Source organism: Parapedobacter sp. SGR-10 (genome assembly GCF_011030405.1).
GTDB lineage: Bacteria > Bacteroidota > Bacteroidia > Sphingobacteriales > Sphingobacteriaceae > Sphingobacterium.
In genome coordinates this window covers 76,589-93,131 of sequence record NZ_JAAJTJ010000006.1, presented here as the reverse complement: position 1 = coordinate 93,131, position 16,543 = coordinate 76,589, and the positions used below count along the sequence as shown (strand labels likewise).

At 43.7% G+C, this 16,543-nt stretch carries 10 protein-coding genes; 4 read left to right on the top strand and 6 right to left on the bottom strand.

Annotated features, from left to right (window positions below):
• Positions 1 to 35: 35 nt before the first annotated feature.
• Both G5B00_RS07045 and G5B00_RS07040 read left to right on the top strand, forming a co-directional pair.
• On the top strand, positions 36 to 1,694 hold the full coding sequence (locus G5B00_RS07045; RefSeq protein ID WP_163872623.1) for a M20/M25/M40 family metallo-hydrolase: 1,659 nt from the start codon (positions 36 to 38) through the stop codon (positions 1,692 to 1,694).
• A gap of 51 nt (positions 1,695 to 1,745) precedes the next feature.
• Positions 1,746 to 2,162, top strand: a complete 417-nt coding sequence (locus tag G5B00_RS07040; RefSeq protein WP_163872620.1) for a hypothetical protein — start codon at positions 1,746 to 1,748, stop codon at positions 2,160 to 2,162.
• A gap of 40 nt (positions 2,163 to 2,202) precedes the next feature.
• Here the strand turns inward: G5B00_RS07040 and G5B00_RS07035 are convergent, their stop codons facing one another.
• From G5B00_RS07035 to G5B00_RS07010, 6 genes are all read right to left on the bottom strand, one after another.
• Positions 2,203 to 3,234: a LacI family DNA-binding transcriptional regulator gene (locus G5B00_RS07035; protein WP_163872617.1), complete on the bottom strand. Its 1,032-nt coding sequence runs from the start codon at positions 3,232 to 3,234 to the stop codon at positions 2,203 to 2,205.
• A 119-nt stretch (positions 3,235 to 3,353) separates the two neighbouring features.
• On the bottom strand, positions 3,354 to 4,007 hold the full coding sequence (locus tag G5B00_RS07030) for a LolA family protein (protein WP_163872614.1): 654 nt from the start codon (positions 4,005 to 4,007) through the stop codon (positions 3,354 to 3,356).
• Between the two features lies 1 nt (position 4,008).
• On the bottom strand, positions 4,009 to 6,633 hold the full coding sequence (locus tag G5B00_RS07025; RefSeq protein WP_163872610.1) for an FtsK/SpoIIIE family DNA translocase: 2,625 nt from the start codon (positions 6,631 to 6,633) through the stop codon (positions 4,009 to 4,011).
• Between the two features lie 206 nt (positions 6,634 to 6,839).
• On the bottom strand, positions 6,840 to 8,639 hold the full coding sequence (gene uvrC / locus G5B00_RS07020; RefSeq protein WP_163872608.1) for an excinuclease ABC subunit UvrC: 1,800 nt from the start codon (positions 8,637 to 8,639) through the stop codon (positions 6,840 to 6,842).
• Positions 8,640 to 8,824: 185 nt separating this feature from the next.
• Positions 8,825 to 11,068: a penicillin-binding protein 1A gene (locus G5B00_RS07015; protein ID WP_163872605.1), complete on the bottom strand. Its 2,244-nt coding sequence runs from the start codon at positions 11,066 to 11,068 to the stop codon at positions 8,825 to 8,827.
• A 115-nt stretch (positions 11,069 to 11,183) separates the two neighbouring features.
• The gene (locus tag G5B00_RS07010) at positions 11,184 to 14,306 is read right to left on the bottom strand and encodes a tetratricopeptide repeat protein (protein WP_163872602.1); all 3,123 of its coding nucleotides are present in this window, start codon (positions 14,304 to 14,306) and stop codon (positions 11,184 to 11,186) included.
• Positions 14,307 to 14,848: 542 nt separating this feature from the next.
• Between G5B00_RS07010 and G5B00_RS07005 the strand changes: the two genes are divergently transcribed.
• Together G5B00_RS07005 and rpsO are read left to right on the top strand one after the other, a co-directional pair.
• Positions 14,849 to 16,063 carry an acyltransferase family protein gene (locus G5B00_RS07005; RefSeq protein WP_163872599.1) on the top strand — a complete coding sequence of 405 codons (1,215 nt, stop codon included), beginning with the start codon at positions 14,849 to 14,851 and terminating at the stop codon, positions 16,061 to 16,063.
• Between the two features lie 160 nt (positions 16,064 to 16,223).
• Positions 16,224 to 16,505 carry a 30S ribosomal protein S15 gene (gene rpsO / locus G5B00_RS07000; protein ID WP_163872596.1) on the top strand — a complete coding sequence of 94 codons (282 nt, stop codon included), beginning with the start codon at positions 16,224 to 16,226 and terminating at the stop codon, positions 16,503 to 16,505.
• Positions 16,506 to 16,543 lie beyond the last annotated feature (38 nt).

Here is a 16,543-nt window from a genome sequence, read left to right as displayed (position 1 = left end):
AAGAGAACATAAAAAACATCATCAAACAACATTGTATGAAAAAACAGATAATAATCGGTCTGGCTCTTGCTACTGTTCTCAGTAGTTGCGGCAGAGGCAAACAAGGCTATGACCCCGACAGTTTGGACAGCACCGCACTGGCCGCTATTTCCCAGGATAGCTATGAAGCCCATGTGGCTACTTTAGCTTCAGATGAATATCAAGGCCGCAAGCCCTTTACAAAAGGGGATACCCTAACGGTCAGTTACATTGAACAGCAGTTCAAATCATTAGGGCTCAAACCCGGCAATGGGGATTCTTATTTTCAAGAAGTCCCTATGGTGGAGATCACGTCAAAGCCGACCACACCTACATTGACTTTTACCGGAAAAAACGGTACGCTGACAGCGCGTTATCTTGATGACTATGTGATCGGTACACGTAGATTGGAAGACCATATTGATATACCTACTACGAATCTGGTCTTTGCCGGATTTGGTATCGTTGCCCCTGAGTACAACTGGAACGATTACGATGGCCTAGACGTGAAAGGAAAGACTGTGGTCGTCATGGTGGGTGATCCGGGCTATTACGACAAAACATTATTCAAGGCAGACACGATGACCTACTACGGCCGATGGACCTACAAGTATGAGGAGGCTGGGCGCCAAGGAGCTGCCGGTGTCCTTTTGATACACGATACGGGAGCGGCAAGCTATGGCTGGGATGTGGTACGTACAGGTTGGAGTGGTCCTCAGCTTGATCTTGTGGCTGAAGACAAGGGGGCTTCAAACCCTGCTTTTGAAGGGTGGGTGTCGGGAGAGACTGCCCAAAAACTCTTTCAGCTCGGTGGCCTGGATGCCAACCTGCTCGAAAGCGCCAAAAAACCGGGGTTCAAACCTGTTCCGTTGGATATATCTACAGAAGTGCATATTCAAAACACGTTCCGTTATGCCAAGTCCAATAATGTGATCGCCACGATCGAGGGGGCCAAAAGACCGGGGGAGACCATTATCTATACAGCCCATTGGGATCATCTGGGTATAGGAGAAAGTGTAGACGGTGACTCGATCTATAATGGTGCGATAGACAATGCGGCAGGGGTGTCAGCCTTGTTTGAGATTGCAAAGGCTTTTCAAGCGGCCAAGGTAAAGCCCGAACGTACAATTGTCTTCATGGCATTGACAGCAGAGGAGGAGGGCTTGCTTGGGTCGGCCTATTATACCGAAAATCCTATCTATCCAATCAATAAAGCCGTGGCCAACCTAAATATGGATGCATTTAGCGCATTGGGCGAAACCAAGGACGTGTCTATCGTCGGGATAGGGCAGACGGAGATCGAAGATTACGTGGCCCGCTCGGCAGCAAAATTTGATCGGATCGTTCGGGGGGAGAAAAATCCTTCTTCCGGTGGCTTTTATCGCTCGGATCATTTCAATTTTGTCAAGAAAGGCGTTCCCGGACTGTTTATGGGCAGTGGCTCCGAATTGATTTCTACGGATACGGTTGCCATACATGTCCGTCAGAAAGCATTGGAAGGAAGGTACCACTCCGTGCGTGACGAATTGGATGGTCATTGGGATCTAGGAGGAATATTGGCGGATATCCGATTGTTTTTTGACATAGGCTATATGCTAAGCATGGAAAAAACGTTTCCACAGTTCACGGAAAAGTCAGAATTTAGAGATTTGGGCGAAAAACGATTGGCAAAATAGTATGTTTGTAAACAGAAAGAGAAAATAAATCAAACAAACATGTTAACAGGAATGAAACATTTACACTCTACGCTGGCGATTGTGCTGCTTTTAGCTTTAGTGGTCGCCATTGTCATTACATTGGTCAATTATGCAGGCAACAAACCGTATAACCGTAAAATTGCGCTGTTGGGACTGATCAGTGCGCACCTGCAATTAGTTGTAGGGCTATTGATCTATTTTATATCTCCTTTGGGGATACAAAGCTTTTCGGGAGCAAATATGAAAATCAGCCTATCTAGGCTGTATTTTCTGGAGCATCCCTTGATGATGCTTTTGGGCATTATCTTGATAACTGTAGGTTATTCCAAAGCCAAAAGGCTTGCAGATGGCAAGAAAGCTAATAAAACTGTCTTGTTATTTTACATTATCGGTTTGATCTTTATCCTATCCAGGATTCCTTGGTCAACCTGGTCGTTGTTGAACTAAAAATAGGATAGGCTTTCGAAGTTCTAAAAACTTCGAAAGTCTAAATATCCGTCGATTTTCGAAGTTGGATAGTCGAGTCAAGCAGTATTTCCTGTACTTCTATCTGACTTCGATTTTTTGAATTCATCAATACCATCAATTTTTCCAAAGCAATATCGGCCATTTCAAATGTAGGCTGCCGGATAGTGGAGAGGGAAGGGTTGAGGCTGTTGGCGATGTCGGTGTTGGCAAAGCCAATAACGGCCATGTCTTCGGGTACTCTGATATCTATTTTAGAAAGTACGCCCAGTACCCGTGTGGTCAAGGTGTCTGTCGTACCCAATATCGCATTTGGCGGGTCCTGCGTGTTCAGTAACTCGGTGAGCTTGTGCTCCATATCCCTGTCTATACCTTCCAATGAATTGTTGTAATTGCAATAGATGATGTAGGATGGATTGAAGTTTATATTATAGTCTGCTAAGGCTTTTTTGTAACCTCCGAGCCTGTTTCGGGTTACACCTATATTTTTCCCACAGAGGACGACAATTTTCTTTCGTCCTATTTTGATAAGTTCTTCTGTCGCTCTATAAATACTTTTCTCGTTGTCTACACCGACCTTGAATGTGTCCAAGTTGTAATTGATCCGATCGAATAGGACAATGGGACAGGCAGTTTTGTAAAGATGTGCCAACAGATCAACGTTTGAGTTTTCAAATGCCGGGGAAATAAGTATACCCTCCACACCGTGATTGATCAATGTATTGAGAGCTTTGCGTTCGATCTCCTCCGAATCCTGGCTCTGCATCATGATCAGATTAAAATCAAAACGTACGGCAGCTTTGTGCAAAGCTTCGATGATCTGGGCTTGAAAGGGGCTGCCGATGGTGGAGATAATCACACCGATGTTGTTGGTCTTGCCCAATTTCAGGTTTTTTGCCAATGCATTGGGACGGTAATTATGCTTTAACGCGACTTCTTTTACCCGTTTTTTTGTGGCATCACTGATCTCGTAGCTGTCGTTCAACGCTTTGGAAACCGTCGATACCGACATATTCAATTCCTTTGCAAGTTCTTTTAATGTAACCTTTGACATAAGATTGAATGATAGAGCATGTGCGTAAAGATAGTAAAAATAAATATTATCAGATATATGGTTTTATCAGGCACACGAAAGGATTCGTGCGCCAGCGAAAGGTAAAAATTCAGATATACTTATCTCAAATCGACTATTTCAAAATCCTTGTATTTTTCTTTTTGAAATTCGAAGTTGGTCTTTGCAATGTTATGATTGACATATAACGTGTTTATCGTATAGATATACCGATTGTTCGATTTGTCAAAGATGGTCACATCGTGGATATGGGTATTGTTGTTGACCCGTAATTTGATCTTGAAGTAATTTGTTTTGGTATCCAATGGGGACAGTTCGACTACGTTGACTGTCTCGGATTTTCCATTTTTCGTGATCTTCTCATCGGGCATACTGACATATTTGTAACCGGTCTTGTAAAAAGAAAAGAGATTGTTGGGACCTATGGAGCTGGAATTGTCCTCTGCTTCGGTGACCTGGACTTCCTTCAGTTCGTCGGAGATGGACCATACCGATTTGCCATTAGAGATAATATCCTGATCCTGGAGCTTGATGCGGTATTGATTTTGAGGCTTGTCAAACAGCATCTTGCCCGCATTGTTGTATGAATTGCCTTCTGCATCGCGTATCACAAGGGTAAAGTCGGATTGTATGGTCTTGTATTGTTCGTATTTTTTCGAAACTTTTTCCAACAAAGCCTTAGCGGCAGGATCTGTCTGTCCGAAAAGCAGTATCGAAAAGAGGCTCAACAGCGCGGTGGATAAAAACTTGTTCATGTCAATTGTCATTTCTTAATGTTTCCAAATACTGTTCTAAGGAGTATTCATCGGGGTAAAGGACTTCGCGTGCCTTGCTACCTTCAAATGGGCCGACTATCCCGGCGGCTTCCAGTTGGTCGATGATACGTCCGGCTCTGTTGTACCCTAATTTCAGTTTGCGCTGTATGAGGGACGTAGAGCCTTGTTGATGCATGACGATGAGTCGGGCTGCTTCTTCAAACATGGCATCCCGATCATTGGGATCAAAATCAGTACTGCCGCTGCCTTCTCCGTTTTCGTCAACGTATTCGGGCAGCAGGTGTGCCGATGGATAACCTCTCTGGCCACCGATGAAATCTGAGATGCCCTCTACTTCCGGCGTATCGACAAAGGCACACTGGATACGGATCGGGTCGCTACCGGTGGACAACAGCATATCTCCTCGTCCGATCAGCTGGTCTGCCCCTCCGGTATCCAAGATCGTTCGCGAATCGATTTTGGACAACACCCGGAAAGCTAAACGTGCCGGGAAGTTGGCCTTGATCGTACCCGTGATCACATTGACCGAAGGACGCTGTGTGGCAATGACAAGGTGGATACCTACAGCACGTGCCAACTGTGCCAATCGGGCAATAGGTGTCTCAACCTCTTTGCCGGCAGTCATCATCAGATCTGCAAACTCATCAACAATAAGAACGATATAAGGTAAGAATCGATGACCCTCCTCAGGGTTTAATCGACGATTGACAAATTTTGGGTTATATTCTTTGATATTGCGTACGCCTGCATTTTTCAGCAGTTCATAGCGTTGATCCATCTCGATACACAAGGAGTTTAGGGTGTTGATGACCTTTTTGGTATCGGTGATGATTGCATCATCTTCTCCGGGAAGTTTGGCCAAAAAGTGGCGTTCGATTTTTTTAAATAGGGAAAGCTCTACTTTCTTGGGGTCGACCAAAACGAATTTGAGCTCGGATGGATGCTTTTTGTAGAGTAGGGATGTCAGGATGACGTTGATCCCGACGGACTTACCTTGTCCGGTTGCCCCGGCTACCAAGAGGTGAGGCATTTTGGCCAGATCGGCGATATAAACTTCGTTGGTAATGGTTTTTCCCAAAGCGATAGGCAGGTCCATATCCGTTTTTTGGAATTTTTCAGTCGTCAGTACCGAGCGCATGGAGACCATTTCGGGATTGCTGTTCGGGACTTCTATCCCGATTGTTCCCTTGCCGGGCATAGGTGCGATAATACGGATCCCCAATGCGGCCAGGCTCAAAGCGATGTCGTCTTCGAGGTTCTTGATCTTGGAGATGCGGACACCGGGCTTCGGAATGATTTCGTACAGTGTCACGGTAGGACCTATCGTTGCCTTGATATGTTCGATTTCGATATTGAAATTCCGCAATGTTTCGACGATCTGATTTTTGTTGGCTTCCAATTCTTGTGGGTTGATCGTGATCTTTCCAGAGCCATAGTCTCTTAGCAGGTCAAGTGTCGGGTACTGGTATCCGGATAGGTCCAGTTTGGGGTCATACTCACCAAATTGGGCCACCAGATCGTTGGCTGTGATAGTTTTTTCTTCTTTGACTTCTTCGACGGAGAGACTGGGCTCGTTTTTATCTTCAACAGGGTTTTCGATTTCTAAAGGTTTATTGATCGAAAGCTCTATGCTGTTTTGTCCGTTAGAAGGGGAGTCATGAGGAGATTTTGTTTCGAAAGCAATGCTCATAGCGCTTTCGGCCTCATCCAACTTGTCTTCGGTAGCAAATGGTGCTTCTATCAATTCGTTGGAAGAGCGGGAGCGGAGGGTATTGGCCACATCGATGACTACATCACCAATATTTTCTTCGTCATCCTTTTCCACGGTACGGAAGCTGTTTTGTTCTTCGATATCCTCCTCGATGTCTTCCGTTTCATCAACAGACGTGGTTCTATCCCGTAAAGAGAATTTCAGATCCAGATTGTAAATCAGGATGAGTGCGGAGAGATAGGCAAAGATTAAGATACCAGCTACGCCATACTTGCCAATCTGTGCATTGAGCAACTGGTTGGTCCAATAGCCAAACTTGCCCTCCAGTATATGGGGAGTATCTGCTATATAATCTTGGATAAAACCAAGGGTAACCGATAGAAAGACAATCCCGATAAGGGAATACAGTATGGTCTTCCACACGGGGAGTAAGGATTTTCTGTATAGGAACTTATAACCAAGGATAAAAAACAGCAACACGAACAGGAAGGAGGCTATGCCGAACCATTCGAAAATAAATTGGTTGGCCAATAACGCTCCGAGTTTGCCGAGTTTGTTCTCGACGACAGGGAGCTCTGCAGTCTCACTGTTGTGGATTTCTTCACTCGTACTGAAGAGTGTACTCCATCCGCCATTGGTCGCGGCGATGTAGCTCTGGTCTTCTTTCCATGTGAAGAGATAGGAGACGAAAGCTACGGTAAATAGGAACGAGGTAAGGATCAAAAACAAACCGAGGATTTTCAACAGCTTGCGCTGCCGTTCGGAAAAATCAATATTGTTGAAAGACTTGAAGGCTGAACTTCTTTTTTTGACTGTTGAAGTGTTTGAAACCTTACTGTCTTTATGTTGTTTAGCGTGACTGCCTCTTTTAAATGTATTTCCTTTGCTTGCCATGAAGATGGTATAACTTTCCAGATACAAACTTAGCTAAAATAGGCTGTATATGCAATAAGGGGTTGCGGGTTGCGTGATACCGGTTTTGGGATGCGTGATTTGAGCTGCGAGGTGTGAGGTGGGGTTAAGGATTAAATGTTTAATTGGTTAGTAAGGGTTCTAAGCAGTTAAACGTTTAAACAGTTAACCAATAGGGGACGAGAGTGTTACTGAAAATATTCCCTGAGGGCTTTGATCTGTTTTAGGTTGAGTACCCGTTTTAATTCTTCGTCTGTACTGGCTTTGACCCGCTTCACGGACTTGAATTCTTTTAGGAGCTTTTGGACGGTTGTCTTGCCTATACCCGGTATGTTGTCGAGCTCGGAGACAAAGGTCCCTCGGCTGCGTTGATTGCGGTGGAAAGTAATGCCAAAACGGTGTGCTTCATCCCGAAGATGTTGGATAACCTTTAGTGTTTCTGATTTTTTGTCCAGGTACAAGGGATATTGATCGCCCGGGTAGTACAGTTCTTCGAGACGTTTGGCGATACCGATGACGGTCACTTTCTTGTCGATGCCGAGCAGTTTCAAGCTTTTGAGTGCTGCACCGAGCTGTCCTTTTCCACCGTCGATCACGATGAGCTGGGGCAGGGGATGATCTTCGTCCAGCAATCTTCTGTAGCGGCGGTGTACGGCTTCTTCCATCGTGGCAAAGTCGTTTGGCCCTTCGACGGTCTTGACGTTAAAGTGTCGGTAGTCTTTTTTGGAAGGTTTGGCATCCTTGAATACGACGATGGCTGATACGGGGAAGTTTCCCTGTATATTGGAGTTGTCAAAACATTCAATATGTCTGGGCAAGACGTTCATGCGCAGGTCCTTTTGCATCTGTTTGAGTATGCGTTCGGTTTTTATTTCCGGATTCAGCTTTTCGTATTGCAATAGGCGTTCTTTCTTGAAATAGGCCACATTCTTCAAGGAAAGCTCCAATAGTTTCTTTTTCTCTCCTGCCTTTGGGACGGCAAGTTTTACTTCTTGGGGGATGGCATCGAGTGCCAGATCGAAAGGTACGATGATTTCACGGGAAACGCTTTTATAACGGTTTCTGATTTCGGGAATGGCTATTGCCAAGAGTTCTTCGTCCGATTCGTCCAATCGTTTTTTCATCTCTAAGGTCTGTGTCTGTATGACGACGCCATTCATGACCTTCAAGAAATTGACGAAAGCATAACTGTCATCGGAGGCAATGCTGAACACGTCTATATTGGTGATGGACGAATTAACGACGGTAGATTTGCTTTGGTAGCTGGTCAGTTTTTCCAATTTGGATTTGATGGTATGTGCTTCCTCAAATTTCAAATCTGCTACGGCTTGATCCAGTTGTTGTTTCAACCTGTTGGTTACGACACTGATCTTGCCGTTGAGGATATCCTTGATGTCCTCCAGATTGCGGTCGTAGTCCTCTTGGGATTGGTATGCTTCACAAGGCCCTTTGCAATTGCCTAGTTGGTATTCGAGACAGACCTTGAATTTGCCTTTTGCGATATTCTCTGGGGTCAGGTTCAGATTGCACGTCCGTAGTGGAAAGAGTTCTCGAATAGTATCGAGCACGATATGCATCATGCCTACGGATGCGTAGGGACCAAAGTATTTTGAGCCGTCCTTGATATATTTTCTTGTCCAAAAAACACGAGGGAAAGGTTCGTTTTTGATCACGATCCAAGGATAGGTCTTGTCATCTTTGAGCATGACATTGTACCGGGGCTTGTGTTTTTTGATAAGGTTGTTTTCGAGCAGCCAGGCGTCGATTTCGGTGTCGACGATTGTAAAAGCAATCCGCTGTATCTTGCGTACGAGTACCCTTGTCTTGGTGTTGAGCTGACGATCGTTGACAAAATAAGAACTGACCCGGTTTTTCAGATCCTTTGCTTTGCCGACATAAATCAATAGGTCGTCTTTGTCAAAGTATTGATAGACTCCGGGCTTGTGCGGTATGCGCTTTAGCTCTTCTCTATAGTCAAATGTGCTCATTATTTTAATATCGTGGACTATCTATAAGGTTGTCATCCGCCAGTAGTCGGACAAGTTGTTGAGCGAAATCGAAACCTGTCTACCAGAGGCAGGCATCCCATTCTAAATAAAGCAAGACTATGATAAGATCCTTGTCTGGCTCAGAATGGTGAAGTGAAAAATCGAGCCTTTTGGATAATCCAACATTAAAACCCTAATCTATCATCATCCAGCTGCGGTTCGGTAGAATAGCCGTCGTATTTGGAATATTCCGAACAGTCCAGTACACGGGTCATCCCCCCCGGAGGCTTAGGAAAATCCCCTTTGGAATAATTCAACGTCGAATCATCATATACTTTCTTCATGAAAAGTCCATAGACAGGCAAGGCTGCCGCGGCTCCTTGTCCATATTGCATATTGTTAAAGCTGATTCCCCGGTCTTCTGCACCTGTCCATACTCCTGCTACAAGCTCGGGTGTGATCCCGATGAACCAAGCATCGGAGTTGTCGTTTGTTGTTCCTGTTTTACCACCGATAGGATTCGTCAACCCACCGTATTCCTTACGGCGTAGCCTGCTACCTGTACCGCCGTCGACGACACCTTTTAGGATGTCGACCATGATATAGGCCGATTCACTGTTTAAGGCTTTGACTACTTTTGGCGTCCGCTCGTAGATAGGTGTGCCGTTTTTATCTTCGATGCGTAGGATCATGGTGGGCTCTATCCAAGTACCGTGATTGACAAAGGCCGAATACGCACCTACCATGTCAAACACCGACGCTTCATAGGCTCCTAATGAAATAGATGGGTAATTTGGGACATTGGAAGTAATCCCCATCTTTTTGGTAAGGGCAGCTACATTGGAAGCTCCTACTTCATTGATAATGTAGGCAGTGGCGTAGTTTTGAGAGTATTTGAGCGCATTTTTTAAGGTAATGGGATCTCCCCCTTGCACCGTACCACGTGGTGTCCAGTTGCCATATGTCTGTTGGTGGTTTGGCAAGGTATAACATGGAGAATACCCGTTGTCGATAGCGACTGCGTAGGTAAATGGTTTTGCAGTGGAGCCTACTTGCCGTATACCCATCTTGACCTGGTCGTACTTATAGTGCTCAAAATTGATTCCTCCTACCCAGGCTTTGATATGTCCTGTAAGGGGTTCCATCGCCATCATAGAATTGCGGAGAATCAGTTTGTTGTATTTGATGGAATCCATCGGAGTCATCATCGTGTCTATACTGCCCTTCCAGCTGAAAAGGGTCATAGGCACTTTGGTATTGAATGCTTTTTTGATATCTTCTTCTGAAGCTCCGTTGCGTTTCATCTCTCTGTATCTATCCGAACGTTTCATTCCGGATTGCAACAATTTGGCATTATTGCCCGTAAAAGCATCTCTACGTTTCCACTGTTTGTCAAACTCTCGTTGGAGCGTCTGCATCCATTCTTTCTGTGCTTCCTCGGCGTATTGCTGCATTTTATAATTGATCGGCGTGTATATTTTCAGCCCATCGCGATCCAAGTCATAGGGAGAGCCATCGGCTTTGGTAATAGAAAGTTTTTGAAATTCCTTTTTGATCTCATCTTTCAATACCGACCTGAAATAAGGTGCCAGACCTTCCGCATGGTTTGTAATGTTGAGGTGCAAGACCAAAGGCTTTTCTTTTGCGGCGTCATACTCTTCTCTGGTAATGAAGTTTTCTTTGTGCATATTCATCAGAACGACATTTCGTCTGCGTACAGCATTTTCTTGGTTTCTTACGGGAGAGTATATCGTCGGGCCTTTGAGCATACCAACCAAAACGGCTGCTTGCTCAGCGGTGAGCTTGTCCGGCGTAGTATTGAAGAATGTGCGTGCTCCTGACTTGATGCCAAACGTGTTTTTATAGCCAAAGTCTACGGTGTTGAAATACATCATGATGATCTCTTCTTTGGTATAATTTCGTTCCAGACGTACTGCAGTGATCCATTCCTGCAGCTTTTGCATGACACGCTTCAATGTGTTTCTTTCTCTCCTTTCGGCAAAAAGATTAAGGGCTAGCTGTTGCGTAATGGTACTGCCTCCTTGTTTGTTGTTCATCAAGGTGTGGAATACGACCGTCACCGTCCGCCAATAATCAATACCGGAATGACTGTAAAAACGCTTGTCTTCGGTAGAAATCAAGGCCTTGACCAGATAAGGGGATAACTCACTGTATTTGACATTGGAACGATTTTCGACATAATAGGTTCCTAATACCTTGTTGTCTTCTGTAATGATTTCGGATGCCAGGTTGCTGTTTGGATTTTCCAGATCATGGAAACTTGGCAGTTTGCCGAAAATCCCTAAACGTACACTCAGCAGAAACAAAAAAACGAACAGTACCGCACCGATCAGAATCTTCCAAAATGTCCGTGTGTACTGTGTGATATCTTCTTGTGTCAATTTATTGTTTTTCGATTCTCTTCTCATATACTGATAATGTATAATTACCTAACTTATGCTATATTGTTTGATTCCTATGCTAGCGCACGAATCCTTTCGTGTGCTTGTTCTCGGACACACGAAAGGATTCGTGCGCCAGCTATTATTGTTCTATGTAATTTTGATGATAATGTCGAATACTAACGCCATCTGTCAATGAAGGTATAGTCTCTTTCGTAATGATAAACGTATTGTAAATGTCTGCCGGTACCTTCATGATTTCTGGCATCATCGGCAAAATTCGTGCCTCATACGACTTGACTTCTTCAAAATTCTTGAAAGGGCCTACAAAAACCAATTGGTTTTCGCCATTGACTACTTTCAATTGATGGTTAATGGCGGTATTTTGGTATCGCGTCCTGTTAAACTGTCCTATACCATAACGACTCGGTGCAAGATTTACGCTGTTGTCCATGACATTTATAGCAAAATAATATTCTGCTGTATCCGGAAATAGTTTTTTGTCCTTGTAGTCGTTAGGTCCTACATCAATAGAGGCGGCTCCGATATTGCGTGTATTTAACCTTAAGCTGGCTTCAGTCGTCAGTTGGTTTTGAAGACCGATGTTTTTGTTGGTTACCTCCAGTTCTTTCAGTTCTTTTATTTTCTGCTCTTCCACAGTTGTAGCAGTTAGATTTTCTTGTCCTTTGACTTCAGTTTCTTTCTTTTCTTCTTCCACTTTCGCTACCTCCACTGCTTCCTGTACTTCTTTCTTCTCTTCTACCTTAGCGACTTCCTTAGTCTCTGTCACTTCTTCTTTCTGGGTTTCGACAGGCTTGGGTTCTACCGTTTCTTCGATAGGTTTGGGCTTTTCTACCGCCAAGGCTATACTGCTCCTGTAATCACCTTCGATATGCAGCAAGGGCCAAGCTGTCATATTCGGTTCGTCCACAAAAGCGATTCTACTCTTGTCAATATCTTGTAGGGCATTGACGCGGTTGGTAAACATTTCGGGGTGTTGTTCCATGAAAGCTATGTTTTCCTTTGCCAATGGTGTGACCAAACTATCGGTGGGGTGTTTTTGAATGATAGCCGAAAGAGCTTGAGTAAAGTCTTCCACACGGCCGACACGTCCCACCGCCAGCGCTCTGAGGTATTCTACCTGTGCGACTAAGGCTGAATTTTCAAAACGGCCTTGGAGTTCACGGTCGGCTTCGGAGATCACACCCGTATGATCACCTTTGGTATAAAGGTCAAACAGACGCTCAAACAAACGGTCGAGTATGTTTTTGTCTCGTCGGTATTTGTCCATATAGGCTGGATCTTGTGCTACTTTTGCATGTAGGGAGTTGGGGAATAATTTAATCAGCCTTTCTTTATATTCATTGGATTTTCTCTTGTCGATATCGTCGTACATCCTATAGAGTGAATAGTAGATTGAAGGACCTTCTTGTGTGTTGGGGTACCGTCGTAAGAAATCCTCGTACACGTGAATTGCTTCCAGGCTATTTTGGGTATTGTCTCTATAGATATTGCCGATGATGATCAAATTGTCGTGGATGCTTTGATGTAATCCATCGTAGGAGGCTTTATCCTTAGGGACAGCGTTTAGATAGCGGTTTTTTATGGTATGTACAAAAGCTTCTTCATCCAATGTTGCAGTCTTCTTCTCCACGGTGTCCTGTACAGGAGCAGAAGTGGTATTCTGACTGAGGTTGATGGAGTGGTCGGCTTCATAGCGCCAGTTGTCTTTGAGTTGTCGATTCCCCCAGCGGCGTTTGAATGTGGTTTGACCAAGCACGCGTTCGTCCGGATTGTTAAAATAAAAAGCTCTGTCCGTACCAGACCCGGATACGAGTTCCTGTTGATCCAAGGCTTGGAATGCTGTTGTGGTAGAAGAGGAAAAAGTTTGGGTATTGTTGTTCCTTTTCTTTTTATTGGCTTGAGCAGTCTCTTCTGCATATCTTTTCTTCTCTATTTCCAGTTGTGCCGCGGCATATTGGCTCACGGTGCTATCTAGGTCCCTCTCGTTCAAGGCTGCTAGATTCAATAGTGTGTCCTTGTGGGAGATATCGTGAAACAAGCCAGTGATCTCGGCCATATAGCCTAGTTTTTTCCGTACCTTATTGACATCGGTGTAGTCCGTAGGAAGAACCATTGCTGCCGAATCATAGTAAGACTGGGACGTAAGGTAGTTTTTTTGGTCGAAATAATAGTCACCCAATTTCAGGTACGTTTCAGTTGCCTGGTAATTGTTTCGGGTGGGTTGTGCAAGTGATCGTTTGTAATAAGTCACTGCTTGTTCGGGATGCCCTTTCTGAAAATATACTTCGCCGGCTTGGAAAAGAATCTGGTCTTGATACCCTTCATTCTTTCCTTCACGCAACATCCTCAACAAAGGTTTCACTTGATCATTTACGGAGCTGTATTTTTCTCCTTTTAAAAAAGAGCTTTGTAGAGAAGCTTCAAAGGCCATATCGAAAGGTACATTTCCTTTGGAAATTTTAGAAAAATATTGCAAAGCCTTATTGGCTTCGCCATACTCTTTGTATAACTGAGCCAACAGAAACTGCCAACGCATTTTGTCTAAGCGGTTTTTGTTGGATTCCAAAGCATATTCCAGATATGGGATGGCCTTTTGTTCGTCACCTGTACGAATGAGGTAATTTGCCCTGGCGGCGTTTACGAAGGTACGTGTAGACTTGTTGTCGTCGAGGGTGATGTAGGCCGAATCGATCATGGTTTTGGCCTGCTCGGCCTTTCCGATTTGCAATAGTGCCCGCGATTTCCATGCGAAAGCCAAGGGGAGGTATTCTTGCTGGTCTTCCGCCGAGCGCAGGAGTTGGTTGAAAAACTCTATGGATGTGTGATATGCTCCTTTGAGGTAATTGGCCTTGCCAAGGATGAAATAGGCTTCATTGACATATTTGCTTTCCTGCTTTTTGTTGACGATTTTATAGACCTTAGTGATCAGCGAATCCATTAAGGTGTGTGCATCTCCTTCAGCCGTAGGTTCGTCAAAGACGGTTTGTCTGATTTGATAATTTTTTGATGAACTGTTAAAGATGGCTTCCTGTTCATTTTCCAGCATCAGGTTGGCGTTATAGAGGATGTTGTACTTGCTCGTGAAATTTTGGGAAAAGCTGTATTCTTTTTCATCTTCTTGTACATTTACTTTGTCATAAGCACTGTTGTGTTTTTTTACACCTTTGCAATTGGAGAATAGCACAAGTGCAAATACAGTGCAAATGTATAGCGTAAACAGATTAACTTGGGCAGTTGACATGCAGTTGTAGCAAATTGATTTAAAAGGTACAATAGACCCATTTCTATAGTCCTGTACAAATTTACCAATTATTACAGCATTTTTGCATGTTAAAAAAAACTAAATCTTTAACCCAAGGTTTAAAGCCTTGGGCTTGGGCTCAAAGTTTTTTGAACATATCTCTATAAAAAAAATCCTGAAGCGGGGAACTCCAGGATTTTTTACCAAACCAATTATTAACCTAAATATGAATTACTAAAATACCATCAATAGTTGTGCCAAAATTGATAGAATTAGGGGGTAAAAAAATATAATTTTTGATGAAGAGTGCAGAAAAGAAAATCCCGTAGCGGGGAGCTACGGGATTTTCCAACTAACCAATTATTAACCTAAATTATGAATTACCAAGTAATGATCAAGCCTCGTGCCAAAACAGAGCTTGTGTTGTTAAATTATGTTAATCCGAGGGTGTAATACAAGGGTTGTTTAGGGATTTGGTTTTTTACCGTGAAGTATTGGTGAATGTGGGGCATTTTACCTAAGTTTGGGAAATAGTCTAATCGATGAAACCACAGCGCTATTATTCGTTGGATGTCTTTCGGGGCGCGACAGTTGCCTTCATGATCCTGGTTAATAATCCAGGAACATGGAAATACATTTTTGTGCCTTTGGGACATGCCGAGTGGCACGGTTGTACACCTACTGATCTGGTATTTCCTTTTTTTTTATTTGCCGTGGGTAATGCCATGGCATTTGTGATGCCGCGTCTTCGGGAGGGGGGCTCAGGTGTATTCTGGAGAAAAGTTGTTCGAAGGACTGTCATTATCTTTTTAATAGGTCTGTTGATCATGTGGTGGCCTTTTGTGAAATGGAAGGGGGAGGAATTGGTATTCAAGCATTGGGTGGACCCCGATGATCCAAATCGGGGAATACGGATCTTAGGTGTATTGCAACGTATTGCTTTGGCTTACTTCTTTGCCTCTATTCTGGCTTTTTATTTTAAACCTAAAGCCATTATCTGGATTTCAACGGGCATATTGTTGTCGTATTGGGGATTGTGCATCGCACTAGGAGGAGAGGATCCGTATAGTTTGGAGGGATGGTTCGGAACGGCAATAGATAAACAGATTTTAGGGGTGGCCCATATGTATAAAGGGGAGGGCGTGCCGTTTGATCCAGAGGGATTGGCGAGTACACTCCCTGCGATTGTGCAGGTTGTTTTTGGTTATCTGACGGGTTTGTTTATCCGAAATCAAGGGCAGGTAGACTGGTTGTGGGCAAAAGTCCCTTTGTCGAAGGAGTCGCATTTTAAACTGCTATCGGGATTGTTTGTGACAGGATTTATTTTGGTAGTGCTGGGCTATGTATGGTCGTTGGGTTTTCCGATCAATAAGAAGATTTGGACGAGTTCGTATGTATTGTACACTGCAGGGCTTGGTGCCTTAACGATTGGAACAATGATTTGGTATATAGAGGTGCAAGGAGTTCGAAACGGTATCACGAGATTTTTTGATGTTTTTGGCAAAAATCCGTTGTTTATCTATGTGCTTAGTGCGCTGTTGGTGCGTTTTGTAGGCTTGTTTAGGATTCCGAATGGATTCGATGCAGATGGTGTGCAACTGTACACAACAGCCTTTGCCTGGTTTTATAACAATGTATGCGCCATGATACCGGGCCCACCGGAAATAGGATCTTTTGCCTATGCTCTGTGCTATATGCTGCTGATGTGGGCAGTGGGTTATGTACTGGACAAAAAGGGAATTTATGTGAAGGTGTGATAATTTGGAAATGAGGAGATGAGATGATTTGGAAATGTGGTGATTTGCCAATCTGTAAGTCTACAATTTTCAAATTTCCAAATTGTTTTCATTCTCAAATTTAATTCCTACCTTTGCAGGCAATTAATAAATTTTATAACGCTTTAATATTATTCAAGAGATGTATTTAAGTAAAGAGTACAAAGCAGGCATTTTCGAAGAGTTTGCCGGTTCAGCTGCCAACACAGGCTCTACAGAAGGCCAGGTCGCTTTATTCACTAAAAGAATTGCTCACTTGACTGAGCATTTGAAAAAAAACAGAAAAGATTTCAATACGCAGCTTGCACTACAGAAATTGGTAGGTAAGCGTCGTTCGTTGTTGGCTTATTTGTACAAAAAAGATATCGAGAGATACCGTGCCATTATCAAAGCATTGGGTCTACGTGATATTATCAAAAAATAATCTTTTAGTAAAAGAACAGAAAACCATCCCGATATATC

Excerpts from the sequence above, each read along its gene's own strand:
- G5B00_RS07045 (WP_163872623.1), top strand. The coding sequence starts at position 36 with ATGAAAAAACAGATAATAATCGGTCTGGCTCTTGCTACTGTTCTCAGT.
- G5B00_RS07040 (WP_163872620.1), top strand. The coding sequence starts at position 1,746 with ATGAAACATTTACACTCTACGCTGGCGATTGTGCTGCTTTTAGCTTTA.
- G5B00_RS07035 (WP_163872617.1), bottom strand. The coding sequence starts at position 3,234 with ATGTCAAAGGTTACATTAAAAGAACTTGCAAAGGAATTGAATATGTCG.
- G5B00_RS07030 (WP_163872614.1), bottom strand. The coding sequence starts at position 4,007 with ATGAACAAGTTTTTATCCACCGCGCTGTTGAGCCTCTTTTCGATACTG.
- G5B00_RS07025 (WP_163872610.1), bottom strand. The coding sequence starts at position 6,633 with ATGGCAAGCAAAGGAAATACATTTAAAAGAGGCAGTCACGCTAAACAA.
- uvrC (WP_163872608.1), bottom strand. The coding sequence starts at position 8,639 with ATGAGCACATTTGACTATAGAGAAGAGCTAAAGCGCATACCGCACAAG.
- G5B00_RS07015 (WP_163872605.1), bottom strand. The coding sequence starts at position 11,068 with ATGAGAAGAGAATCGAAAAACAATAAATTGACACAAGAAGATATCACA.
- G5B00_RS07010 (WP_163872602.1), bottom strand. The coding sequence starts at position 14,306 with ATGTCAACTGCCCAAGTTAATCTGTTTACGCTATACATTTGCACTGTA.
- G5B00_RS07005 (WP_163872599.1), top strand. The coding sequence starts at position 14,849 with ATGAAACCACAGCGCTATTATTCGTTGGATGTCTTTCGGGGCGCGACA.
- rpsO (WP_163872596.1), top strand. The coding sequence starts at position 16,224 with ATGTATTTAAGTAAAGAGTACAAAGCAGGCATTTTCGAAGAGTTTGCC.